Below are 25,490 nucleotides of genomic sequence, written 5' to 3' on the forward strand. Positions count from 1 at the left end.
TTTATTAACGTAGTTTTTGAAATACTTTTTCCACTGTCTCAATCGTATATTCGATGTCTTCATCTGTGTGGGCTGTTGATAGGAACAATCCTTCGAATTGAGAAGGTGGAAGGAAGATGCCGTGATCGGCCATTTCCTTATAAAATTCAGCAAATAAAGCGAGATCAGCATTTTTAGCTTTGTCATAATTGACCACTTCTTCATCTGTAAAGAAGAATCCAATCATCGAACCTGCACGGTTAAACGTTAATGGAATTCCGTGTGCTTTTGCTGCATTTGAAATGCCTTCTTCCAGCTGGTCTCCTTTTCGTCTAAATTCTTCATAAGACTCAGGTGTCAGCTGTTTTAAGGTTTCCAGGCCTGCTGTCATCGCAAGTGGGTTACCAGATAACGTTCCTGCTTGATAAATTGGGCCGCTTGGCGCAATTTGTCTCATAATATCCGCTCTTCCGCCATAAGCACCGACTGGGAGACCGCCACCAATCACTTTACCAAGACACGTCAGATCAGGTGTGATGCCAAAGTAGCCTTGTGCGCAGTGATAATCCACACGGAAGCCTGTCATGACCTCATCAAAAATGAGTAAAGCTCCGTATTGCTCCGTGATATCTCTCAGCCCTTGTAAGAAACCGTCTTGCGGAGGGACAACGCCCATATTTCCTGCAACTGGCTCGACAATGACACCTGCAATATCGTCTCCAAACTCCTGAAAAGCAACTTGAATGCTTTCTAAATCATTGTAAGGCACTGTGATCGTATTGCTTGCAGTCCCTTCAGGTACACCTGGGCTATCTGGAAGCCCTAGCGTTGCAACACCTGAACCTGCTTTAATAAGCAAAGAGTCGCCATGGCCATGATAGCAGCCTTCAAATTTCACAATTTTATTTCTGCCTGTAAAGCCTCGAGCTAGACGAAGCGCACTCATGGTTGCCTCTGTACCAGAGCTGACCATACGAATGACTTCGATAGAAGGAACCCGCTCTGATACAAGCTTAGCTAATTCATTTTCAACTAATGTCGAAGCACCAAAGCTTGTCCCCTTTTCTGCAACTCGCTGAATGCTTTCAACCACACGGTCATTCGTATGCCCTAAAATAAGCGGTCCCCATGATAAGACATAATCGATGTATTCATTTCCATCAATATCATATATCTTGGCGCCTTTGCCTCGTTCCATAAAAATCGGATCTGTGTTCACTGATTTAAATGCACGTACAGGGCTGTTGACACCACCAGGCATTAAATGCTGTGCTTCTTCAAATGCTTGCTTTGATTTTTCATAGCTACGTCCCATTTCAACGTCCTCCTGTCTATCCGTTCTTTATTCTGAGAGCCATTTTGCTGCATCTTTTGCATGATACGTAATGATAAGTTCTGCTCCTGCACGTTTCATGCTTGTCAGCATTTCAAGAACAAGCTCTTTTTCAGAAATCCACCCATTTTGAGCAGCGGCTTTGACCATTGCATATTCTCCGCTCACATTGTAAGCAACAACAGGGAGTGTAAATTCATTTTTGACATCACGCATAATATCTAAATAAGAAAGGGATGGTTTCACAATGAGAAAGTCAGCTCCCTCTTCTACGTCAGATTGCGCTTCTCTTAATGCTTCTAAACGGTTTGCAGGGTCCATTTGGTATGTTTTACGATCTCCAAACTGCGGTGTGCTATGCGCCGCATCACGAAACGGACCGTAAAACGCACTTGCATATTTCACAGCATATGACATGACAGGTACATGAATAAAGCCAGCTTCATCAAGCGCCTCACGAATGGCAACCACAAATCCATCCATCATATTTGAAGGCGCAATGATATCTGCACCTGCGCGCGCTTGACTAACAGCAGTTTTCGCTAATAGCTGAAGAGATTCATCATTTAAAATTTCACCATCTTCAACGATTCCGCAATGTCCGTGATCTGTATATTGGCATAAGCAAGTGTCTGCAATGACCACAAGCTCTGGGAAATGCTTTTTGATCTCAAGCGTTGCTCTTTGCACAATGCCATGGTCGTGATATGCTTCACTGCCCACATGGTCTTTATGATCTGGAACACCAAATACAATAATTGATTTGATGCCTAGATCGACAAGCTCTTGGACTTCTTCTTTTACAAGGTCCACTGAAATGTGATAAACACCCGGCATTGAAGGGACTTCTTTTCGGACATTTTCGCCCTCTACAAAAAAGATCGGATAAATGAAATCAGATGGTCTTAAAAAGGTTTCTCTGACTAATTCTCTCATTCCTGCGCTTGTCCGCAGTCTGCGGTGTCTGTTAAATTTCATCATTGATTCAACTTCCTTTCAGATAAACGGCACATCAATTCAAGCATTCCGTCTATCGTATAAGTATCTGGGGTTTCAGAAGAAATCCCGTATTGAAGCAGTGCCTCTTTTGTCAGAGGACCGATCGTCACAAAACAGGTGTCAGAAGCAGCCAGCTTCGCTGCATCTGCCTCCATGGCATGCATAAATGAATGGACAGTCGATGAGCTCGTAAATGTAATAAAATCAAATGATTGCTTCGTCATTGCCGTTTTAAGAGCGGCAATCCCTTCCTCATCCTTAACCGTTTCATATAAAATCCATTCTTTTACTTCTATGCCAAGTGGCACAAGCGTTTTCTTCACGACATCTCGAGACAGGTGTCCTTTTGCTACAAACACACGCTCTCCCGGATGCACATGGTCAAGCAGCGCATCTGCGAGCTCTTCCGCTATGAATCGTTCTGGTACTACGTCCACCTTCAAGCCGTGCTGCTCAAGATAGGCAGAGGTTTTCTCACCTACCGCAGCTACTTTCAAATGGGATAAACTTTTATGTAAATGATGGTCCTCTATGTAGCTCAGAAAAAAAGACGCACCATTCACACTCGTGAAAACAAGCCATTGGCTATTTTCTAAGTCCTTTAAAAAGGCCTGCGCTTTTTCATTTGTGAGCGTAGGCTCAAACCGAATAAGAGAGGTTAAAACAGCATGGCCGTTCAGCTCTTCAATCTTCTGCTGAAACACACCCGCTTGACGTTCATTTCGAGTGACAAGCACCGTCTGTCCGTGAAGCGATTGGCCTATGGTCATTGGGAGGACAGATCCTTTTTCACCTTGTCGATTAAATCCTTTGCTCCCTTATCAGCCATCTGCTTCGCACATGCTGTTCCAATTGCCTCAGGGTCAGTGCCTGATACAGTTTCTCGAATAATCGTGTGTCCATCAGCAGATGCCACAAGACCCGTCAGTTCAATTTCATCACGCTCATTCATCGTTGCATAGCCAGCGATCGGCACCTGGCAGCTGCCATCCATTTGTTTGAGGAAGGCTCGTTCAGCGAGAACCGTTTTCTTCGTGTATTCATTCGTAAATTGAGCAAGGAGCTGCAATAGCTCTTCATCATCTCCGCGGCACTCAATTGACAAAGCGCCTTGGCCAACTGCGGGCAGGCAAGTCTCAGGAGATAAAAATTCAGACACGACATCTTTGCTCCAGCCCATTCTGGACAGACCGGCAGCCGCTAGAATAATGGCATCATATTCTTCATTTTTGAGCTTTTCCAATCGTGTATCAATGTTTCCTCGAATCCATTTAATGTTCAGATCTGGTCTTTCTTGAAGAAGCTGGGCACTGCGCCGCAAGCTGCTTGTTCCCACAATAGCACCATTCGGCAGCTCGTGAAGACGCAGATGATCCTTCGAAATAAGAGCATCCCTTACATCTTCACGCTCAGGAATACAGCCAATGACTAACCCTTCAGGAAGAGCAGCCGGCATATCCTTCATACTGTGAACGGCCATATCGATGTCGTGATTCAGCATCGCCTGTTCAATTTCTTTGACAAACAGTCCTTTTCCGCCAACCTTTGATAAGGTTACATCTAAAATTTTATCACCCTTTGTCACAATCTCTTTTATTTCAAAAGAATAAGAAGGGTTTAGTTCAGACAGCTTTTGAATGACCCATTTTGTTTGTGTAATTGCAAGCTTACTTCTTCTAGAACCTACTTTAATTGTACGCAATTCGTCTTCCTCCCGACAATGCCCTTAAGACTCATCATTATTTATTGAAACCAATGAAAGGTTGATAAGCTACCAAGCAGAAAATAATTGATCATCAGCACAAGGAATGAACCGACATTCCACAGTGCCACGACTTTGCCCTGCATATTTCTCACCAATCTGATATATAAGTAAACACCATATAAAAACAGCATAATAAACGAACCAAGCACCTTTGCATCTGTCCAGTACAACGTATCATACGAAATATACGCCCAAATGATGCCAAGAATCAAACTAAGTAAGAGCATCGGCACGCCTATAATGTTTAATACGTATGCCATATGATCAAGCTTCGATAAATCTTCAATTCTTAGAAGCCATTTTCCCCATTTTTTCTTTTTCAGCAAACGATATTGAAAGAGATAGAGAAGAGAGAAAGCAAATGAAAGTGAAAAGGCACCGTATGATAAAATCGCCATCGTAATATGAATCACAAGCAACTCACTCGTCAGCTTCCCCGTTAGTTCTGCTGAGTGAAGATCAGATGGTGTAAAGGTGTGAATTGCCATCAAGGAAAAACCGATGACATTTGTAAAAAAGACGATAAATTCAACACGCAAGACCTTTGTGAGAACAAGTGAAAGTGTCACAAGCACCCACGTATAAAAATATAACCCCTCTGCTACATTCAACACAGGGAATCGGTCTGTTTCCATCATAATATAGAACATGTAGACTGTTTGCAGCAGCCAGACAATAGAAAGCAACCAGAAAGCTATTTTTCCAGCCTTCCGGTTGTGTTGAAGAAAATCTATGAAATAGAACAAGACACTTAGTGCATAGATCAAGGTCGTCGCTTCGCCTAGTCTCGCTACAATGGATTCCATCATCGCTTAATCACTCACTAGCAACTGTAGCAAGGCCTTGTGCCATATTTGGTTTAAACAGCTGAAATGACCCTTGCTCCACCTGCACAGGCTCGACCTTTTGCTCCTCATCTTCAACCTGTAAATCAAAGATTTCTTTGAAAAGTAAAAGTTTTTCCTCTGCATTCGGCTCTGCGGCAATTTCTTTTGCCTTTAAGATAGGATCTTTCAGCATTTGATTGATAATGCTTTTCGTATGTTTATTTAATAGCTTCATTTCACGGTGTGTGAGATTCGGAAGCTTTCGCTCAATACTCTGCATCGTATCCGCTTGAATCGTCAGCGCCTTTTCTCTAAGTGCAGAAATGACAGGAACCACACCAAGCGTATTCAGCCATTGCTTAAATTCCACAATTTCTGCTTCAATGAGGAGCTCAACCTGCTCAGCCACCGCACGGCGTTCTTTTAAGTTAGCTGCCACGATGCCCTCAAGGTCATCAATGTCATACAAAAAAGCACCTTCTACTTCAGAAATGGCTGGATCTAAATCACGGGGCACAGCAATATCCACCATAAATAGTGGTCTGCCTTTCCGCTTTTTATTCGCACCTTCGACCATTTCTTTTGTAATGACAAATTGTTTCGCACCAGTGGAGCTAATTAAAATGTCCGCTTCAGATAATGTTTTTTCCAATTGGTTTAAGCTTTTAGGCTCTCCTGAAAAACGGCCTGCCAATTCTTTTGCTTTCTCATATGTTCGATTGATAACCGTTACTTGACCAATCCCTTGACCTTGAAGGTTTTGAGCCGCTAGTTCGCCCATTTTACCCGCACCAAGAATCAGGACATGTTTATCAGAAAGACGTCCAAAGATTTTTTTCGCAAGCTCGACAGCTGCATAGCTGACAGACACGGCATTAGACGCAATGTCTGTTTCCGCATGAGAGCGTTTTGCAACGGTGACCGCCTGTTTGAATAAATAATTGAAAACGGTACCAATGGTCTTCTCCTCTTGAGCTACTTTAAAGCTAGAGCGCACTTGACCAAGTATTTGTGTTTCGCCAATCACCATGGAATCAAGTCCACAGGCCACACGGAATAAATGCTCGACCGCTCCATCATTTTCATAGAACTTCAAATAAGGCGAGACATCTTCCTTTTCTAAACCGAACCAATCAGCTAAAAATCTTTTTATATAAAACCGTCCAGTATGAAGCTGATCTACCACTGCGTAGATCTCTGTTCGATTACATGTTGAGATGACGATATTCTCTAGAATGCTTTTTTCTTCTTTAAGCTTGGACATCGCTGTTCCGAGCTCGCTCGGTTCAAAGCTCAGCTGTTCCCGTATCTCAACAGGGGCTGTTTTATAATCTAAACCCACAACAAGAATATGCATAACTTCAGCTTGCACCCCCAACGCCCTGTCTAATTTATAATAATTACAATATAGAATTTATTATTTATAATGATTATAACATATATTCATTTTTAGCTGGATGAAAATTGTGAACAGATTTCAAAAATGTTGTGATATAGTAGAAAAATGTTCGACACCCATTATGCCATATCATCACTTCAAGCAATTTACCAGATTTGGCGCGTGCGGACAAATGATCTGCTTAAAAGAAGGTGACATCTTTGAAGAAGAAATCCATTTTGCTGCCGCTCACTTTGCTGGCTGTAGCGCTATATGCCATTCTCTCAGGAGGTCAATTTGACATTTGGAAGGATCAAGAGAAATGGTATACACTCGTACTGCTTTTTGGCCTTGCTTTCTTATATCAAGGAAAGAAGGAGCAAGAAAGCGCTCATGTGTTTATCGGTATGCTGATGACGGGCCTTTCGCTACACTTTATTCTTCAGCCAAAATTGGACTACTGGCCAGACACATTTACGATGATCGTATTCATCGTTGGACTTGCTCTTTTTGTGAAATCATCTCAGAAAAAAGAATATCGTATTGAAAGTGTTGTTCTCATTGCACTCGGTCTGTTCCTTTATTTCTTTCAGCAAATTACAAAGCAGCTAAGTTCCTTTTCGATCCCTACTTCCGGTTTTGAATTGTACTGGCCTTATGTACTGATTGCTGTCAGTCTCCTCTTATTATTTTTAAAAAGGAAATAACTTATACAATAAAAAGGCATCTGCTCATGACAGATGCCTTTTTTTAGTTATTAATCTTCGCAAGAATGGCATTCCAGGCTTCGTCTTTTCCCTTTTTTGTTTCAGAAGAGAATAGGACTAGTTCATCAGATGGGGCAATATTAAGCGTCTGTTTGACGACTTTCGCATGTTTTTCCCATTTGCCTTTTGGAATTTTGTCCGCCTTTGTTGCGATGACGATCACAGGAACTCCGTAATATTTCAGGAATTCATACATGTTCACATCATCTACTGATGGCTTATGACGCAGGTCCACAATTTGGACGACTGCTTTTAATTCTTCACGCATTGTAATATACGTTTCGATCATTCTACCCCAGGCTTCACGCTCTGTCTTTGATACTTTAGCAAAGCCGTAGCCTGGAACGTCCACAAAATGGAGCATATCATTGATGATGTAGAAATTAAGCGTTTGAGTCTTACCTGGTTTAGAAGACGTACGCGCTAAATTTTTACGATTAATCAATGAGTTGATGAACGAGGACTTCCCAACATTTGATCGTCCAGCAAGAGCGATTTCAGGCAGTCCCCCGCTTGGGTACTGCTCTGGTTTTACCGCACTAATGACGATATCTGATTTTGTTACTTTCATCTTCCCTCTCCTACCAACGCTTTCTCAAGCACCTCATCTAAATGCGAGACCGGAATAAAGGTTAGTCCTTCTCTCACACTTTCAGGAATATCATCAATATCCTTCTCATTGTCCTTTGGAAGAATAATGGTTTTCAGTCCTGCACGATGTGCGCCTAATGCTTTTTCTTTTAGTCCGCCAATTGGAAGCACTCTTCCTCTTAACGTAATCTCTCCTGTCATACCAACCTCTTTTGACACAGGTCGTCCTGTGAGGGCTGATACAAGAGCCGTCGCAATGGTGATACCAGCTGATGGCCCGTCCTTAGGAACCGCACCCTCTGGAACATGGATATGAATATCATGCTTTTCATTAAAATTAGGATCAATGTTCAGTTCATCTGCCTTCGAACGAATATAACTGAATGCCGCCTGTGCAGATTCTCTCATGACATCACCAAGCTTACCTGTTAACAACAGCTTGCCTTTACCCGGAGAAAGTGATACCTCAATTGACAAGGTATCTCCGCCAACAGTGGTATACGCAAGTCCTGTGACAACACCCACTTGGTCTGTCGTTTCAGCCTGACCATAACGGTAAAGTCTTTTTCCAAGAAATTCAGATAAGTTCTTTTCCGTCACCGTGATACGTTTGCGGTCTTCAGCCACAATTGCTCTTGCTGCTTTACGGCATATCGCCGCAAGCTGACGCTCTAATCCACGAACACCCGCTTCTCTTGTGTAATAGCGAATCGTATCATAAATCGCTGCTTCACGAAGCTGCAAGTTCCCTTTCTTTAATCCGTGCTCCTTTAGCTGCTTCGGCAGAAGATGATCTTTCACAATTTCTGCTTTTTCAACCTCTGTATACCCTGCAATCGTGATAATCTCCATTCTATCACGAAGTGGACCTGGAATGGTTGCTAAATTGTTGGCAGTAGCAATAAATAACACTTGAGACAAATCAAATGTTTCTTCAATATAGTGATCGCTAAAGTTATGATTTTGCTCTGGGTCTAAGACTTCAAGCATCGCAGAAGATGGATCACCTCTAAAATCAGAGGACATCTTATCGATTTCATCTAAAAGGAAAACCGGATTCATCGTTCCTGCCTTGCTCATTCCGCGAATAATACGGCCTGGCATCGCACCTACATACGTTCTTCTATGTCCACGAATCTCAGACTCATCGCGCACACCGCCAAGGGAAACACGAATAAACTTTCGGTCAAGTGATTTGGCAATCGATTTAGCAAGTGACGTTTTCCCTACTCCAGGAGGTCCTGCTAAACAAAGAATCGGTCCTTTTAGTGAATTGGTCAGCTTCTGTACAGCAAGATATTCAAGCACCCGTTCTTTGACCTTTTCCAGCCCGTGATGCTCATCATCTAAAATTTCACTTGCAAGCTTTAAATCGAGACGATCTTCTGTATAGATGCCCCACGGGAGGCCGATCAGCCAATCAATATAATTTCGAATCACAGAGCTCTCAGCAGAGCTTGAAGGAATTTTTTCATAACGATTCAATTCTTTGAGCGCCGTTTCACGAACAGAATCTGGCATGCTCGACTCTTCAATTTTAGACATTAAAGAACTGACTTCCCCAGTTTTCCCTTCTTTGTCTCCAAGCTCTTTTTGAATAGCTTTCATTTGTTCACGTAAATAATATTCTTTTTGCGTCCGCTCCATTGAACGTTTCACGCGCTGCCCGATTTTCTTTTCAATCTCGAGTACTTCTTTTTCATTGTGAATTAAGCTGATGACCCGGTTCAGCCGTTTTTTGACATCCACTGTTTCCAGCACTTCTTGTTTGTCCTTTAATTTGAGCGGCAGGTGGGAAGCAACGATATCTGCCATTCTCCCAGGTTCTTCAATATCCGTCACTGTTGCATATGTTTCAGCTGAGATTTTCTTAGAAATTTTTATGTATTGATCAAAGTGATCTAACAATGTACGCATGAGTGCTTCTGCTTCTGCGTCCTTTAATTCTTCTTCTGCCAATTCTTTAATGTCGACAGACGTATAGTCCTCAAGCTCCACATATGATTCGATCTGCGCTCGATTTAAGCCTTCAACGAGTACACGAATCGTTCCATTTGGCAGCTTCAGCATTTGTTTAATTTTTGTGTAGGTGCCGACTTTGAAAATTTCCTCTTCACCTGGTTCATCTATTGAAATTTCCCGCTGTGTTGCTAGAAAAATCATATGATCGTTCATCATCGCCTGTTCCAATGCTTGAACAGACTTTTCGCGTCCAACGTCCAAATGCAAGACCATTGTTGGATAAACAAGCAAACCTCGCAATGGAAGGAGCGGAACATTCTTTTTGATTTCATCTGCCATGTTGATTGACACCTCCGTCACTAGTATGAATCATTATAATATACCTGTTTCAGTCTTGTACAATGTAAAAGACTTGAGAAATGTTGATCTTACCGTAGTATACCCTTTCTTTTTATCTTGAAAAAGAAAAAAAGATCTATTTCACTAAAAAATCCCCATATATGATGGGGATTAAACAGATTTTCTTTTCATTTCGTCTTCTAGTCCATCTTTCTTCTCGTCTGGCGGGTTGACCAGACACTGATCCAGCACCTCTTGGAAGTGCTTCACAGGCACAATAGTGACCCCTTCAATCTCTTTTAAGATCGACTGCTGGTTGTCATAAGGAATAATGACAGTTGTGGCACCAGCCTGCTTCGCTGCCTTAATCTTCGGTATCACACCACCGATCGGCTTCACCTGACCTTGCAATCCGATTTCACCCGTCATGGCTGTCAGATGATCAATCGGAATTTGATGTATGGCTGAGAAGATTGCGGTCGCCATGGCAATTCCAGCAGACGGTCCATCAATTGGGGCACCGCCTGGAAAATTAATATGGATGTCATATTCATTTGTCCGAATGCCTAAATTTCGAAGCACCGTTAATACATTTTCAACTGACCCTTTGGCCATACTTTTTCGTCTAATGGATTTCGATTGATTGCCAATGCTTTCTTCTTCTGCAATCCCTGTAATATTGATACTGCCTTTTTCAAGCGCCTTACAGATATTCACTTCAATCTCAAGCAGGGCACCGCTGTTTGGTCCATACACAGCCAGTCCATTGACTACTCCGACTTTTGGCTTTTCCGGTACTTTTTGTTCATATCTTGGTGTCAGCTGGCTTGAATGAATGACCCATTCGACATCTTCAATCGTAATGTCTTTCCGGTTTTCTGTGACCGCCATACCCGCGGCAATCTGCACCATGTTGACCGCTTCACGTCCATTTTTCACATAGGAGGTTAACAGGTTGAGCCCTTCGTCACTTAATTCCTTTTGAATTTTTTGGACAGCCTTTGCAGCGACGATTTTCAGTTCATGCTGGTCAAGGTCTTTAAAGAAAATCTCCAGACATCTTGACCGGATCGCTGGTGGAATTTCGTCAGGTGTTCTTGTCGTGGCACCAATCAATCGAAAATCGGCCGGAAGTCCATTTTGGAAAATATCATGAATATGATTCGGGATTTGGGTATTTTCTTCACTGTAGTAGGCACTGTCTAAAAAGACTTTCCGATCTTCCAACACTTTGAGCATTTTGTTCATTTGGATCGGATGCAGCTCGCCAATTTCATCGATAAACAGAACCCCGCCATGAGCATGTGTGACGGCTCCTTGTTTTGGCTGCGGAATGCCTGCCTGCCCCATGGCTCCAGCCCCTTGGTAAATGGGGTCATGCACAGAACCAATAAGCGGATCTGCAATGCCTCGTTCATCGAATCTCGCGGTTGTGGCATCGAGCTCTACAAAGACCGCATCTTTTTTAAACGGAGAATCAGCGTGACGCTTCGCTTCTTCCATCACAAGACGGGCAGCGGCTGTTTTGCCGACTCCCGGTGGTCCGTAGACGATGACATGCTGTGGGTTCGGCCCGCATAGTGCCGCTTTTAGTGCACGAATGCCGTCTTCCTGCCCCACAATATCTTGAAACCCCTTTGGCCGGACTCTCTCTGATAAAGGTTCACTCAGTTTGATTGACCGCATCTTTCTGAGTGCTTCCATTTCTTTCTTTGACTCCTTGTCTATCGTCACCTTCTGTGTGCGCTGATTTCGCAGTAAGTTCCAAAAGTACAGCCCGATGACGATACCAAAGAACAGTTGTATGAATAATACGATTCCTGTCCAGCTCAATCGGTGCTCCCTCCTTCATCTATCGTATGTATTGGTTTCTGTCTGCTAGTATTTCCTAGAGCTGGACGGAATAAACACAACTTACACGATAAATAAAAAACTCCTGAATCAAAAGATTCAGGAGTGAGATTACTCTTATGCAGATGTTTTCGTATCTTTATTGACGACTGTGCCGTCCTTTAACACAAGGCGCGGCGACTCACCATCAGCAACCGTTGCACCAGTGATGACACATTTTTCAATATCGTCACGTGATGGAAGGTCAAACATCACATCAAGCATGATGCCTTCAATAATTGAACGTAGACCACGAGCTCCTGTTTTACGCTCAATTGCTTTTTTCGCAATTTCGCTAAGAGCATCTTCTTCAAATTCCAGCTCTACATCATCAAGCTCAAGCATTTTTGTATACTGCTTAACGAGTGCATTTTTAGGCTTCGTCAAGATCTCTACAAGCGCTTCTTCATCTAATGGCTCTAGGCTTGCAATAACCGGCAAGCGGCCGATGAATTCTGGGATTAAACCGAAGCGAAGCAAGTCTTCTGGGAGTACTTTTGATAAAAGAACTTCTTTTTCAAGATCTTCGATTTTATTTTCTGCACCGAATCCAATGACTTTTTGACCTAGGCGGCGTTTAATGATTTGCTCAATGCCGTCAAAGGCTCCACCACAAATAAAGAGGATATTTGTCGTATCGATTTGAATGAATTCTTGATGAGGATGCTTACGTCCACCTTGAGGCGGTACACTAGCGACAGTTCCTTCAAGAATTTTCAATAGTGCTTGCTGAACACCTTCCCCAGATACATCACGAGTGATAGAAGGGTTTTCTGATTTTCTTGCTACTTTATCGATTTCATCGATGTAGATAATGCCTTTTTCCGCTTTTTCTACATCATAATCGGCTGCTTGGATCAGCTTTAGTAAAATATTCTCTACGTCTTCACCAACATAACCTGCTTCAGTTAGTGATGTTGCATCTGCAATCGCAAATGGCACATTTAAAATACGAGCAAGCGTTTGAGCAAGTAATGTTTTACCGCTTCCTGTTGGCCCAATCATAGAGATATTACTTTTCGAAAGCTCAACGTCATCAATCTTGCTGTTGGAATTGATCCGTTTGTAGTGATTATAAACCGCTACAGCTAAGGATTTCTTCGCATTTTCTTGACCGATGACATATTCATCAAGAATCTCCCGAATTTCATGAGGCTTCGGAACATCCTTGAATTCAACTTCTTCCTCAGTGCCGAGCTCTTCTTCAACTATTTCCGTGCAAAGCTCGATACATTCATCACATATATATACGCCAGGTCCTGCGACCAGTTTACGCACTTGATCTTGCGTTTTTCCGCAAAACGAGCATTTTAATTGACCTTTTTCCTCGTTGAATTTAAACATTCTTTCACCCCTTATTCTTCTTCACTTGCCTGTAGCTAACAGTCAGCTACCTTTCTGGGTCCAGTATGTATGCATTTTACCATACTTTCCTAAAAGACGGTAATGATGTGTTTCTAACACTGCACATTGAGATATGTATAACAGAAAGATGTGACTTACACTATCGTTTCCAAAAGAAGCGATGATAAGTCAAAAATTGTACAAAACAAGGCACGAGTCACTCGCGCCCTGTTTTATTATTATGCACCATATTAACGGTTTTCTACAAGAAAATCAATTGCTTTACGAACTTTTAGATCTTCTTTCATTGCGTCAGTAGATCCGATCGCTTGTTTGATATTTTCAATTGGCATGTTGTATGCTTCAGCCATTTTTGAAAGCTCTTCTTCTACTTCTTCATCAGACACTTGTAAGTTTTCTGCAGCAGCAATTGCTTCAAGTGTTAGGTTAGATTTCACGCGTTTAGCAGCATCTTCTTTCATTTGCTCTTTCAGCGCATTTTCATCTTGTCCTGAGAATTGGAAGTAAAGCTCAAGGTTCATGCCTTGCATTTGAAGGCGTTGTTCGAATTCTTTCATCATACGGTCTAGCTCTGTGTCAACCATCGCTTGTGGGATGTCAACTTCCGCATTTTCAGAAGCTTTCTCAACTAGCTCTTCACGAAGTTTACCTTCTGCTTCGTTTTCTTTCGCTTCTTCAAGACGTTTCTTTGTTTTTTCAGTTAGTTCAGCAAGAGTTTCTACTTCTTCATCAACATCTTTCGCGAACTCATCGTCAAGTGCTGGAAGTTCTTTTGCTTTGATTTCGTGAATTTTCACTTTGAATACAGCTGGTTTACCTGCAAGGTCTTCAGCGTGGTATTCTTCTGGGAAAGTGACTTCTACGTCTTTTTCAGCGCCTGCTTCAAGACCAACTAACTGCTCTTCGAAACCAGGGATGAATGAACCAGAACCTACTTCAAGAGAGTAGTTCTCAGCTTTTCCGCCTTCGAATGCTTCTCCATCAACGAATCCTTCGAAATCAAGAACAACTGTATCGCCTTCTTCAATTGCGCCTTCTTCTTTGACAACAAGCTCAGCTTGACGGTTTTGCATGCCTTTTAACTCTTCTTGTACATCTTCATCAGTGACAGTAGCGTCATCTTTTTCTACGTTAAGACCTTTGTAGTCACCAAGTTTCACTTCAGGCTTCACTGTTACTTTTGCAGTGAAGATTAAGCTTTCGCCTTTTTCGATTTTCTCAACATCGATTTCAGGGCGATCAACTGGCTCAATACCAGCTTCGTCGATTGCTTTTGGATACTCAACTGGAAGAAGAATATCTAATGCATCTTGATAAAGAGATTCTACACCAAAACGCTGTTCGAAAAGACCACGTGGTACTTTCCCTTTACGGAATCCAGGGATCGATACTTGCTTAACAACTTTCTTAAACGCATCATCAAGTGCTTTGTTAAATGTTTCAGCATCAACTTCTACAGTTAAGACGCCTTCGTTACCTTCTTGTTTTTCCCATTTTACTGACATGTGTGTTTCCCTCCAAAAATCTATTCAGATTGTGCGTTGTTACATTCTAAAGCATCATAAAGACTTCGTCCAATTAAAAACCACGCACGCCGCTAAAGAAGCGGTATTATGTATACAACATTTGACTTGATTATACATATCGTCTTTCAACCATTGGAATCGACAACTGCACGATATATGCACAAATACAACCATTATATTATAACATAACAAGTCCGTCTTTCAACTAAATCGACAAATTACAAATAAGAAATTTCTTCAATATCTTTCAGCATTGTGCAAGCTTCTCTCAGCTCTCGTTCATCAAATTCATACAATAGATGCAATTCTTCGAGTTCAATCTCGATCCCATGCATTTCATAGCCGACTTTATGAAGTGCTGCTGCCCAGAGATTCGGATCTGTGTATTTAGGAAGAAATGGATATAGGACAAATAAGTGCCGGCGCCATAACTCTTCCACGCCTTGGTAAAGGGTTGGGTTCTCATTGCCGAGTGTGTCATCGAGCTTACGAAGGACTTGCTGAAGCAGCGGCATTTGCTCTGGTTTAACAGCCTCAGAAGGAACAAGCGTTAACGAATCACCGAACTTTGTCACATGAACCGGCTTTGCCACATCATGATCTGACAGAAGCTGCAGGATCAATGATTTGACCAAAGGATTTCCATCAGGCTTTTGTAGGATCGTATTTAATAGACCCATATGCGGCGAGATGTTTCGATCTTTCAGCGAATGGATGAACTGCACCTGCTCCTCTGGCCGCTCGAGCATATCATCTATATTGATTTCGTCGCCGTCCTCTTCATCTTCATCTAAAATCTGTTCAGGCGATTCGATCATTTTTCTACTAAATTCGAGCAGCTTGTAAAAATGCTCTGCGCTTTCTGCTGGAAGATGGTTTTCCTCAAGTACCGCCTCAATTGTCTGCTTCACTTCTTCATATTCTTTCAGCTGAATCAAGATTGTCATATACACTTGAAGCACGGTGAAGTAATGACCATATCCCTCATGTAGCATCTTTTCACACACACGCTTTGCATCCTGCAGCTCGCCCAGCTCCAGAAAACAAATCGCCATACCGAGATGAATATCGGATTCTTCATCGTCATCATAAGATTTTGCTTCTGAAAACAAGTGAAGCGCCTCTTGATACTGTTTATCTTTTAATGCTGCCATTCCTTTTTCAATCAGTCTTTCTTTCAGACCAGGAAACAAAATGACATTATCTTTCTTCTTGTCATGTTTCATGCTTACGTTCCTTTCGGGCGCATATTTTTTATCAGTTTACCAACGAAGGTTAGTAAACACAAGTAACGAGAGGTTTTCATGCAAAAAAGAAGCCGTCACACCTCGGGCGGACGGCTTCTTGTTGTTTACGCACGCAGCCAGCTGCTGCGCTTATCTTCAAATGCTTGAATGTCATCTTCTAGTAGTAAAGTTAATGAGATCTCATCATAGCCATTCAGGAGCATTTCTCTCCAGTGAGGATCCACATCAAAAGGAGTGATATTCCCTTCGTGATCTTCTATTTGCTGTTTTTCAAGATCAACCGTCATCTCATACCCTTTGTTCTCATATGACGCAGCGAATGTTTTCCACACATCATAATCAAGACGAATCGGAAGCATCCCATTTTTAAAGCAGTTTTGGTGAAAAATATCTGCGAATGATGGTGCGATGACAATTTTGAAACCATAATCATCAAGTGCCCAAGGGGCATGTTCCCTTGATGATCCGCAGCCAAAGTTTTCTCCTGCGATCAAAATGGATGCTCCTTCATAAATCGGCTGATTCAGTTCGAAATCAGGATTAGGGCTGCCATCGGCTAAGTACCGCCAGTCGAAAAAAGCAAACCGGCCATATCCTGTTCGTTCAATTCTTTTCAAAAATTGCTTCGGAATAATTTGATCTGTATCTACGTTGATACGGTTAAGCACAGCGGCTTTTCCTTTGTGTGTGACTAAAGGCTCCATCTATGACAACTCCTTACACGACTGTTTTCTCTTGATTAAACTTCCTGACATCGACAAACCGGCCATGTATTGCAGCCATTGCAGCCATTGCTGGGCTGACAAGATGCGTTCTCGCACCTTTTCCTTGACGCCCCTCAAAGTTACGGTTTGATGTAGATGCGCAGCGTTCTCCTTCTGGTACCACATCGTTATTCATGCTGAGACACATACTGCAGCCAGATTCTCTCCATTCAAATCCTGCTTCAAGGAAGATTTCATGAAGACCTTCTTCTTCTGCCTGCAATTTGACGCTTTGAGAGCCAGGCACGACAATCGCTCTGACATGATCAGCTACCTTTTGTCCTTCTATCATAGAAGCTGCTTGGCGTAAATCAGTCATTCTTGAGTTCGTACATGAGCCAATAAACACATGCTCAATCGTAATATCTTCAATACGCTGATGAGGATGAACACCCATGTATTCGTACGCACGAACCGCTTCCTTTTGGTCATCCTCTTGCGCAAAATCTTCAGGTCCTGGGATGGATGCATCTACAGGCAGCACCATTCCTGGGTTAATTCCCCATGTGACCATTGGTGAAATCTCATTCCCATCTAAAACAATCGTTTTATCATAGGTTGCACCCGGATCTGTTTTAAGTTCTTCCCATTCTTTAATCGCTGCTTCGAAGTCTTCTCCCTGCGGTGCATATTTGCGTCCGCGGCAATATTCAAAGGTGACTTCATCAGGTGCAATCAATCCTGCTCTTGCGCCTGCTTCAATCGACATATTACAAACGGTCATACGTTCATCCATCGTCATGTTTCTGAATACTTCCCCAGTGTATTCAATGACATAACCTGATCCAAACTTCACGCCATGCGCACCAATGACTGCTAAAATGACATCTTTGGCCGTTACCCCTTTTTGCAGCTTTCCGTCTACTCTAATTTCTAATGTTTTCGGACGCTGCTGCCAAAGTGTTTGTGTGGAAAGTACGTGTTCGACCTCACTTGTACCGATTCCAAAAGCAAGTGCGCCAAATGCGCCATGAGTGGATGTATGACTATCTCCGCAAACGATTGTTTTTCCCGGAAGTGTCAAACCAAGCTCTGGTCCAACGACATGGACAATTCCTTGGTCTACACTGTGTAGGTCAGCTAGGCGGACACCAAATTCAGCACAGTTACGCTCTAGAGCACTCACTTGTTTTTTAGCAATCTCATCTTTGATCACAAATCGATTCACAGTCGGGATGTTGTGATCCATCGTCGCAAACGTATTTTGAGGTCTTCTCACCTTGCGCCCTTTTTGTCTTAATCCTTCAAACGCTTGAGGCGATGTCACTTCATGCACCAAGTGCAGATCAATATATAAAAGGTCTGGTTTCCCCTCGCCGCTTTTGACAACGTGCTGATCCCATATTTTTTCGATGATTGTTCGAGGCATAACCCTTTTCCTCCCTCTACCTAATTCCACAAGATTCTATTTATATAATTGTTTTCACGTTCTGCTTAAGTGCGTCTACAACTGCGTGAGTGATGTCTTCAGTTGTTTGATACGTTCCCTCTTTTGCCGATAAATCCTTTGTTCTTTTGCCTGAGGCAAGAACAGTTTCTACAGCTTCTTCTATGGCAGCCGCTTCTTCTTCTAACGCAAAGGAAGTTCTAAGCAAGCTTGCTGCCGATAAAATAGTTGCCAGAGGGTTTGCGACGTTTTGCCCCGCAATATCGGGTGCTGATCCATGAATCGGTTCATATAAATGAAGGCCGGTGCTTGATAGACTAGCAGATGGCAGCATACCGAGTGATCCAGTAATCATTGAAGCCTCATCACTTAAAATGTCACCAAACATATTCTCTGTCACAATGACATCAAATTGTGCAGGCTTATAAATCAGCTGCATGGCGGCATTATCAACGAGCATATGCTCAAATTCAACGTCTGGATATTGAGAAGCCACTTCTTCTACCGCATCCCGCCATAGTTTACTAGAAGCCAGAACGTTCGCTTTATCCACAGACGTTACTTTTTTCCGTCTCGTTAACGCCATGTCGAATGCTTCTTTTACTACACGGACAATCTCTTCCTTTGTATAAAGAAGCGTATCAACCGCAGCTTCTTTTCCTTCTTCATCTGTATAGCGCTCACTTGGTTCACCAAAATAGAGACCGCCTGTTAATTCACGAACGATGACAAAATCGACTCCGTTAATGTGATCCTGTTTTAACGGTGACGCCCCGCTTAAGCTATCGAACACTTTGACAGGACGAATGTTAGCAAATAAGTCCAATTGTTTACGAATGGCGAGTAAGCCTTTTTCCGGACGAAGCTCTGGTGGGTTTTGATCCCATTTGGGTCCGCCGACTGCTCCTAATAAAATCGCATCAGCGCTCTTGCATACATCAACCGTTTCTTTTGGGAGCGGATTGTTTTTTTCATCTATTGCGATACCGCCAATGAGCGCCGTTTCGAATTCGAATTCGTGCCTAAATTGAGCCGCTGTCTCTTTGAGGACAGCGACAGCTGATGTCACAACTTCCGGTCCGATTTCATCGCCGGGCAAAAGTGCAATTTTCTTTTTCATGAGGACCTACCTCCTTTCCTATGAGATCGCGTGATGTTTCTCAATTTCAATGAGATTTGATTTAAAGATTAAATGCCTGTTTACTGCATTGACGTAGGCTTTCGCCGATGCTTCTAGCACATCTTGCGCTACACCGCGTCCTGCTGTTTCTTTTCCTTCTATTGAAACAGTGACATATACTTCGGCTAGTGCATCTCTGCCTTTTCCATTTGATTGAATACGGTAGTCTAGCAAATGAATTCTTTCCTCCATACAGCGCTCCAGCGTATTGTACACAGCTTCTACACTGCCTGCGCCTGTAGCTGCTTCTTGAATGACTTCTTGCGTTTCTTGGTTTTTCAGAGAAACTGTTGCTGTTGGCATTTGTTCTGTTCCATAATGCACTTGCAGACTTTCAAATTCGTAGCCAATTTTTCGGTCTGCTACTTTTTCTTCTAATATAATAGAAATCAAATCATCATCTGTGATTTCTTTTTTCTTCTCCGTCAAGTTCTTAAAGGTTTCGAAGAACTTATTGATTTCTTCTTCTGTTAGTTTAAATCCTAGTGTTTTCATGCGGTCTTTAAACGCATGTCTTCCGGAGTGTTTCCCGAGGACAAGTACATCTGTTGTCACGCCGACAAGCTCTGGAGAAATAATTTCATAGGTTGTTTTTTCTTTGAGGAAACCATCTTGGTGAATACCTGATTCATGTGCAAAAGCGTTGTTTCCAACGACTGCTTTATTACGCGGCACAATCATTCCTGAGTATTTGCTCACTACATCACTTGTACGCTTAATTTCATTCAATTGAATCGTTGATTCGACCTGATAGAAGTCTTTTCGAATGTGAAGAGCGACTGCAATTTCTTCTAAAGCGGCATTTCCAGCGCGCTCGCCAATTCCGTTGACAGCCGTTTCAATTTGATCTGCTCCATTTTCAATGGCTGCAAGTGAGTTTGCTACAGCCATCCCTAGATCATCGTGACAATGAGCGGACAAGTTGACACGGTCGATATTTGGAACGTGTTCCTTCATATATTTAAAGATATTACCGTATTCTTTTGGCGCTAGGTACCCAACTGTATCTGGCAAGTTAATGACACTTGCTCCAGCGTCAATGACCTTTTCTACAATTTCTGCCAAGAAAGCAAGATCTGTACGGCACGCATCTTCTGCTGACCATTGAACAACTGGAAAACGTTCTTTCGCATATTTCACCATGGAGACAGCTTGTTCTACGACTTCTTCACGTGTTTTCTTTAGTTTATGCTTCAGGTGAATGTCAGAAGTGGCAATAAAGACATGAAGCCTTGGCTCCACTCCATCTTTTAATGCTTCCCATGCAGCATCAATGTCACCTTTCACACATCGTGCAAGACCAGCAACAGAACAGTTTTTAATCGTTCTTGCTATTTCTTGTACGCCTAAGAAATCCCCTCGGGATGAAGCGGGAAAACCCGCTTCAATGATATTAACCCCAAGGCGCTCAAGCTGCTTTGCAATGATTAGCTTTTCTTGTGCATTTAAGTTCACTCCGGGTGATTGCTCTCCATCTCGAAGTGTTGTGTCAAAAAAATTAATTTTTCGCACCGACGCTCACCGCTTCCTTTTTCTTTCCTTGTTTGACGAAAGGCATCATTTCACGAAGCTTTCTTCCAACAACTTCAATTTGATGCTCATTTTCATTAGCATTGATCGCATTGAAACGTGGACGATTCACTTGGTTTTCAACAATCCATTCTTTTGCAAATGTTCCGTTTTGGATATCAGTCAAGACTGCTTTCATCGATTCTTTTACGTTTGCATCCACAACGCGTGGTCCTGATACGAAGTCTCCCCATTGTGCTGTATCAGAGATTGAATATCTCATGCCTTCTAATCCTTCTTCGTACATAAGGTCAACGATCAGTTTTAATTCATGCAGACACTCGAAGTATGCTAGCTCTGGCTGATAACCAGCTTCTGTTAATGTTTCAAATCCTGCTTTTACTAGTGAAGTAAGACCTCCGCAAAGGACTGCCTGCTCACCGAATAGATCCGTTTCCGTTTCTTCTTTAAATGTTGTCTCAAGAACGCCCGCTCTTGCTCCGCCGATTGCTTTTGCATAAGCAAGCGCTTTGTCTTTCGCTTGACCAGATACATCTTGATAGATAGCAAATAGTGCAGGTACACCAGCGCCTTGCTCATATGTTCTTCTCACAAGATGTCCTGGACCTTTTGGCGCTACAAGATACACATCTACGTCACTTGGAGGAACAATTTGATGGAAGTGAACGTTGAATCCGTGTGCGAAAACAAGTGAGTTGCCAGCTTCTAATTGATCTTTGATTTCTTCGTCATATACTTTCTTTTGCTGCTCATCTGGTAGTAATACCATCACGACATCTGCTTGTGCTGCCGCTTCTTTTACTGTGAATACTTGATGGCCGTCTTCTTGTGCTTTTGTATAAGATCCGCCTTTTCTCACGCCGACGATGACATCTACGCCGCTTTCTTTTAAGTTCAATGCATGTGCATGACCTTGTGATCCATATCCAATGACGGCAACCTTTTGACCGTTTAATACGTTTTCTTGAATATCACCGTTATAATATACTTTTACCATTTGACTCTCTCCTTTTGTTTAGACAATTGAAATTGTTTTATTTTGTTGCGGCTTTTGCTGATTATCTCTCGCAAAGGCCGTGGTGCCAGTTCTGGCGACTTCTTTAATGCCGTATGGCTTAAGTAATTCAATGAGTGCTTCAATTTTTGAAGACTCACCTGTCACCTGAATGACGACACTCTCTCTGCTCACATCTACAATAGAAGCTCTAAACGGTTCAATGACCCCTGTGATCTCCATTCTAGATGCTGGTGCAGAAACGACTTTTATCAAAGCCAGCTCTCGCTGGACGATTGATTGGTTTGTAATGTCTGTTACTTTGAGAACATCAATTTGTTTGTTCAGCTGTTTTGTCAGCTGTTCGATGTCTTTCTCTTGGTCTACATGGACGACGAACGTGATGCGTGATACATCTTGAATCTCAGAATGGCCGACCGTAATGCTTTCAATGTTGTAGTGTCGTTTAGTAAAAAGGCCAGTGATTCGGTTCAGTACGCCTGATCGATTTAATACAGTCAACACAATAATTCTTTTCAAGGTTTCACCCCCACCATCTCATGAAGTCCTTTCCCCGGTGCTACCATCGGGAATACTTTTTCATCTCTCGCTACATTGACATCGATGAAAACAGGCTCTCTAGAGGTTAGCGCTTCTTCAAGCTTTTCTTTCGCCTCTTCGTCTGATGAGATTCTGATTCCTTTAATGCCATAAGCTTCAGATAATTTAACGAAGTCCGGCTGCTCTGAAAATTTAGAATATGAGTAGCGTTCTTCGTAGAAAATTTCTTGCCATTGTCTTACCATTCCAAGGCTGTGATTATTTAGAACAATCACTTTCACTGGAAGGTTCAGCTCACGGATAACGGCAAGTTCTTGCAGGGTCATTTGGAAACCTCCGTCTCCTAAAATCGCCACAACCGTTGCCTCTTGATCAGCTAACTGAGCGCCAATGGCTGCCGGTAAACCGAAGCCCATCGTCCCAAGGCCGCCAGATGTGACCCATTTATCTGCATTTTCAAATGGATAGAACTGTGCTGCCCACATTTGATGCTGTCCAACATCTGTTGCCACAATGGCTTCACCTTTTGTGAATTGATGAATGTATTCAATCAGCTTTTGAGGTTTAAAGCCCTCTACTTCGTTTTCAACGTACCAGAGTGGATATTCTTCCTTCCACTGATCTAGTTGGTTTTTCCACTCGTCTGACTCTCCTTGCTTCCCGTCTTGCTTAATCAGCTCTTCAAGGACTAGCTTACTGTCTCCAACAACCGGGATATGCGTATGAATGTTTTTGCCAATTTCTGCTGGGTCGATATCAATATGTGCTACTTTTGCATGTTTCGCAAAGTGATTGAGATTGCCAGTTACCCTGTCATCGAATCTCGCACCGATTGAAATGAGCAAGTCACATTGATGTAGAGCCATGTTCGCCGCATATGTGCCATGCATACCAGCCATTCCTAGGAAAAGAGGATGCTTTGCTGGGAAGCCGCCAAGTCCTAGCAATGTATGAGCGACTGGGATTTGCTGCTGCTCTACATACTGCCTTAATTCTTCAGATGCTTTGCCATGAAGAACGCCAGCTCCTGCTAGAATGACTGGTTTCTTCGCTCTGCTGACAGCTTCTACTAATTTGCGAATCTGCAAATAGTTCGGCTCCACTTTTGGCTGATAACCAGGTAAATCAATTGGCTGATCGTATTCAAACGTTCCTTCAATGCCTGCCACATCTTTTGGAATATCAATCAAGACTGGACCAGGTCTTCCTGTCGTTGCAATGTGGAACGCTTCTTTAATGACGCCCGGTAATTCCTCTGGATTTCTCACCTGATAGCTGTGCTTTGTGATAGGCATTGTGATGCCGAGCACGTCTGCTTCCTGGAAAGCGTCTGATCCAATGACTGAGGTTGCCACCTGTCCTGTGAAGACAACAAGAGGAAGTGAATCAATCATTGCATCTGCAATTCCTGTGACTAGGTTTGTCGCTCCTGGTCCTGATGTTGCAATGACAACACCAGGTTTACCAGATACTCTAGCGTATCCTTCCGCTGCATGAATCGCTCCCTGTTCATGTCTTGGCAGGACATGGAATAACCCAGAATCATAAATTTTATCGTAGATCGGTAAAACCGCTCCGCCTGGATATCCGAAAATGACTTCTACTTTTTCTCTTTTAAGTGCTTCAATTAGCATGAGTGCACCGTTCATCGTTTGTGATGCTTTAGATGTTTCCGTCTCCACTTGTACATTTGTCCCCATTTGATTTCCTCCTCTTTGTCTTGCTTCAGTCAAGTCTTTTCACCCTTTTCTATTCAAGATTGAGATTTTAGACCATATAAAAAAGCCTTCTCACCCCACAATGACACTACTTTTCACTAGGTCAAAGGGGCGAAAAAGCTTTGTTTTTCGCGGTACCACCCTTGTTCACGGCAAATTCAGCTGCCGTCTCATGGACATCTTTCATCCATTTTGGTAACGAGTGAGCAATGTCACTCGGTCTGCCCTACTATCATTTCAAGCAGACACTCAGAGGTGAGTTCACTTTAGAAAGTAACACCGGTTTCCAGCTACCACCGGCTCTCTGTAGATACTGACTCTAAAGCTACTAGTCCTCTTCAACGTTTATCGATATCTATTTAGCTTGCGTGAATGTTTTCATCTGTAAAAACGACTTTTTCTCCTTCTTCAACCACTCGCTTGCGGAATTGTTCAAGAAGTTTGTTAGTGTGAATCCCAGGCTTCCCTTCACCTATTGTACGGCCGTCAACCTTTACAACGGCGATCACTTCAGCTGCAGTTCCTGTTAGAAAGACTTCTTCTGCTGTATACACATCGTGCCTTGTGAATGGTTCTTCTTTCACTTCATAGCCTAAGTCCTCTGCAATCTCCATGATAGCATTTCTTGTGATGCCTTCAAGAGCGCCGATATAACCTGGCGGTGTATAGAGCTTACCTTTTTTATAAATAAACACATTGTCTGCAGAACCTTCTGCCACGTACCCTTGATCGTTCAGCATTAGCGCTTCACTCACACCGGCCATATGGGCTTCGATTCGGACAAGGATGTTATTCAAATAATTTAATGATTTCACTTTTGGACTTAGTACATCGGGACGATTTCGTCTCGTCGGTACCGTCACAATATCAATACCTGTTTCATATAGGTGCTTTGGAAAGATGGCCAGCGGCTCTACAATGATCACTGTGTTGGCTCTCCCGCAGTTGTTTGGATCTAAACCAAGATCACCAGCTCCTCTTGAGACAACAAGGCGGATATAGGCATCCTTCAGTCCGTTCCTTTCAACTGTATGAATCATTTTTTCCGTGAGTTCCTCAAGTGAATATGGAATGTTCAGCATAATCGATCTGGCGGAATCATACAGGCGGTCTAAATGTTCTTTCATTCGAAAGATATTTCCGTTATACACGCGTATCCCTTCGAACACACCGTCACCGTATAAGAAGCCATGATCATAAACTGAAATTTTCGCATCCTCTTTTTTCACGAGTTCATCGTTTAAAAAGATCCACTGTTCCTTTTGGTCTTCCATTTTCAGTGAGCACCCTCTCTTTCAAACAAAAAGTAGTTGAATTTTCAGACACTTTATAATGAAGTGTCTCACGCTTGCTCTTTCGTGTTTGTTTAGCTTTTGTTGAACCCATCT

The 25,490-nt window shown here is 42.6% G+C and carries 21 protein-coding genes and 1 other annotated feature; of the genes, 1 reads left to right on the forward strand and 20 read right to left on the reverse strand.

The features are described 5' to 3' along the window. Nucleotides 1–4: 4 nt before the first annotated feature. From hemL to hemA, 6 genes are read right to left on the reverse strand one after another with little or no spacing between them, the layout of a single operon-like run. Nucleotides 5–1,294, reverse strand: a complete 1,290-nt coding sequence (hemL, locus tag ACQYAC_RS06810; RefSeq protein WP_429942988.1) for a glutamate-1-semialdehyde 2,1-aminomutase — start codon at nucleotides 1,292–1,294, stop codon at nucleotides 5–7. Between the two features lie 27 nt (nucleotides 1,295–1,321). Then, nucleotides 1,322–2,293, reverse strand: coding sequence for a porphobilinogen synthase (gene hemB, locus ACQYAC_RS06815; protein WP_034661673.1), 972 nt, complete (start codon nucleotides 2,291–2,293; stop codon nucleotides 1,322–1,324). Beyond that, on the reverse strand, nucleotides 2,290–3,081 hold the full coding sequence (locus ACQYAC_RS06820; RefSeq protein WP_268496775.1) for a uroporphyrinogen-III synthase: 792 nt from the start codon (nucleotides 3,079–3,081) through the stop codon (nucleotides 2,290–2,292). Before ACQYAC_RS06820 ends, hemB begins: the two co-directional genes overlap by 4 nt. Beyond that, a complete protein-coding gene (gene hemC / locus ACQYAC_RS06825) occupies nucleotides 3,078–4,013 on the reverse strand; it encodes a hydroxymethylbilane synthase (protein WP_180310419.1) in 936 nt (311 codons plus the stop codon). The genes ACQYAC_RS06820 and hemC overlap by 4 nt, the downstream gene beginning before the upstream one ends. A 41-nt stretch (nucleotides 4,014–4,054) precedes the next feature. Further along, nucleotides 4,055–4,885, reverse strand: a complete 831-nt coding sequence (locus ACQYAC_RS06830; RefSeq protein ID WP_058014526.1) for a cytochrome c biogenesis protein — start codon at nucleotides 4,883–4,885, stop codon at nucleotides 4,055–4,057. A gap of 7 nt (nucleotides 4,886–4,892) precedes the next feature. After that, a complete protein-coding gene (hemA, locus tag ACQYAC_RS06835) occupies nucleotides 4,893–6,260 on the reverse strand; it encodes a glutamyl-tRNA reductase (protein WP_061408845.1) in 1,368 nt (455 codons plus the stop codon). A gap of 242 nt (nucleotides 6,261–6,502) precedes the next feature. On the opposite strand from hemA, the gene ACQYAC_RS06840 reads away from it, so the two are divergent. Beyond that, nucleotides 6,503–6,988, forward strand: a complete 486-nt coding sequence (locus ACQYAC_RS06840) for a hypothetical protein (protein WP_058014524.1) — start codon at nucleotides 6,503–6,505, stop codon at nucleotides 6,986–6,988. Nucleotides 6,989–7,031: 43 nt separating this feature from the next. Here the strand turns inward: ACQYAC_RS06840 and yihA are convergent, their stop codons facing one another. The 14 genes from yihA to ilvE form a co-directional block, all read right to left on the reverse strand. Continuing rightward, the gene (yihA, locus tag ACQYAC_RS06845; protein ID WP_429942989.1) at nucleotides 7,032–7,619 is read right to left on the reverse strand and encodes a ribosome biogenesis GTP-binding protein YihA/YsxC; all 588 of its coding nucleotides are present in this window, start codon (nucleotides 7,617–7,619) and stop codon (nucleotides 7,032–7,034) included. After that, on the reverse strand, nucleotides 7,616–9,940 hold the full coding sequence (lon, locus tag ACQYAC_RS06850; RefSeq protein WP_169056868.1) for an endopeptidase La: 2,325 nt from the start codon (nucleotides 9,938–9,940) through the stop codon (nucleotides 7,616–7,618). Before lon ends, yihA begins: the two co-directional genes overlap by 4 nt. A gap of 171 nt (nucleotides 9,941–10,111) precedes the next feature. After that, entirely contained in the window at nucleotides 10,112–11,773 is a 1,662-nt protein-coding gene (gene lonB / locus ACQYAC_RS06855) for an ATP-dependent protease LonB (RefSeq protein WP_012010784.1), read from the reverse strand. A gap of 135 nt (nucleotides 11,774–11,908) precedes the next feature. After that, entirely contained in the window at nucleotides 11,909–13,174 is a 1,266-nt protein-coding gene (gene clpX / locus ACQYAC_RS06860; protein WP_058014522.1) for an ATP-dependent protease ATP-binding subunit ClpX, read from the reverse strand. 251 nt (nucleotides 13,175–13,425) lie between these two features. Continuing rightward, on the reverse strand, nucleotides 13,426–14,700 hold the full coding sequence (gene tig / locus ACQYAC_RS06865; protein WP_410582246.1) for a trigger factor: 1,275 nt from the start codon (nucleotides 14,698–14,700) through the stop codon (nucleotides 13,426–13,428). A gap of 239 nt (nucleotides 14,701–14,939) precedes the next feature. After that, complete coding sequence (gene ddcA, locus ACQYAC_RS06870; RefSeq protein ID WP_429942990.1) at nucleotides 14,940–15,947, reverse strand: DNA damage checkpoint antagonist DdcA; 1,008 nt, start codon at nucleotides 15,945–15,947, stop codon at nucleotides 14,940–14,942. A gap of 125 nt (nucleotides 15,948–16,072) precedes the next feature. Then, nucleotides 16,073–16,672: a 3-isopropylmalate dehydratase small subunit gene (gene leuD / locus ACQYAC_RS06875; RefSeq protein ID WP_060596899.1), complete on the reverse strand. Its 600-nt coding sequence runs from the start codon at nucleotides 16,670–16,672 to the stop codon at nucleotides 16,073–16,075. Nucleotides 16,673–16,685: 13 nt separating this feature from the next. Next, a complete protein-coding gene (leuC, locus tag ACQYAC_RS06880) occupies nucleotides 16,686–18,101 on the reverse strand; it encodes a 3-isopropylmalate dehydratase large subunit (protein WP_180310415.1) in 1,416 nt (471 codons plus the stop codon). Nucleotides 18,102–18,141: 40 nt separating this feature from the next. Next, a complete protein-coding gene (gene leuB / locus ACQYAC_RS06885; RefSeq protein ID WP_429942991.1) occupies nucleotides 18,142–19,239 on the reverse strand; it encodes a 3-isopropylmalate dehydrogenase in 1,098 nt (365 codons plus the stop codon). Between the two features lie 18 nt (nucleotides 19,240–19,257). Beyond that, nucleotides 19,258–20,811, reverse strand: a complete 1,554-nt coding sequence (locus ACQYAC_RS06890; protein WP_058014518.1) for a 2-isopropylmalate synthase — start codon at nucleotides 20,809–20,811, stop codon at nucleotides 19,258–19,260. Further along, nucleotides 20,798–21,826: a ketol-acid reductoisomerase gene (ilvC, locus tag ACQYAC_RS06895; RefSeq protein ID WP_058014517.1), complete on the reverse strand. Its 1,029-nt coding sequence runs from the start codon at nucleotides 21,824–21,826 to the stop codon at nucleotides 20,798–20,800. The genes ACQYAC_RS06890 and ilvC overlap by 14 nt, the downstream gene beginning before the upstream one ends. 18 nt (nucleotides 21,827–21,844) lie before the next feature. Continuing rightward, the gene (ilvN, locus tag ACQYAC_RS06900) at nucleotides 21,845–22,363 is read right to left on the reverse strand and encodes an acetolactate synthase small subunit (RefSeq protein WP_003216637.1); all 519 of its coding nucleotides are present in this window, start codon (nucleotides 22,361–22,363) and stop codon (nucleotides 21,845–21,847) included. After that, nucleotides 22,360–24,084 (reverse strand): acetolactate synthase large subunit, encoded by a 1,725-nt coding sequence (gene ilvB, locus ACQYAC_RS06905; RefSeq protein WP_429942992.1) that lies wholly within the window; start codon nucleotides 24,082–24,084, stop codon nucleotides 22,360–22,362. The genes ilvN and ilvB overlap by 4 nt, the downstream gene beginning before the upstream one ends. A gap of 122 nt (nucleotides 24,085–24,206) precedes the next feature. After that, nucleotides 24,207–24,453: a binding site (T-box leader), on the reverse strand. Between the two features lie 8 nt (nucleotides 24,454–24,461). After that, a complete protein-coding gene (ilvE, locus tag ACQYAC_RS06910; protein WP_058014516.1) occupies nucleotides 24,462–25,376 on the reverse strand; it encodes a branched-chain-amino-acid transaminase in 915 nt (304 codons plus the stop codon). Between the last annotated feature and the right edge of the window lie 114 nt (nucleotides 25,377–25,490).

It is taken from the genome of Bacillus sp. MM09(2025), from assembly GCF_050496725.1.
GTDB classification, from domain to species: domain Bacteria; phylum Bacillota; class Bacilli; order Bacillales; family Bacillaceae; genus Bacillus; species Bacillus pumilus.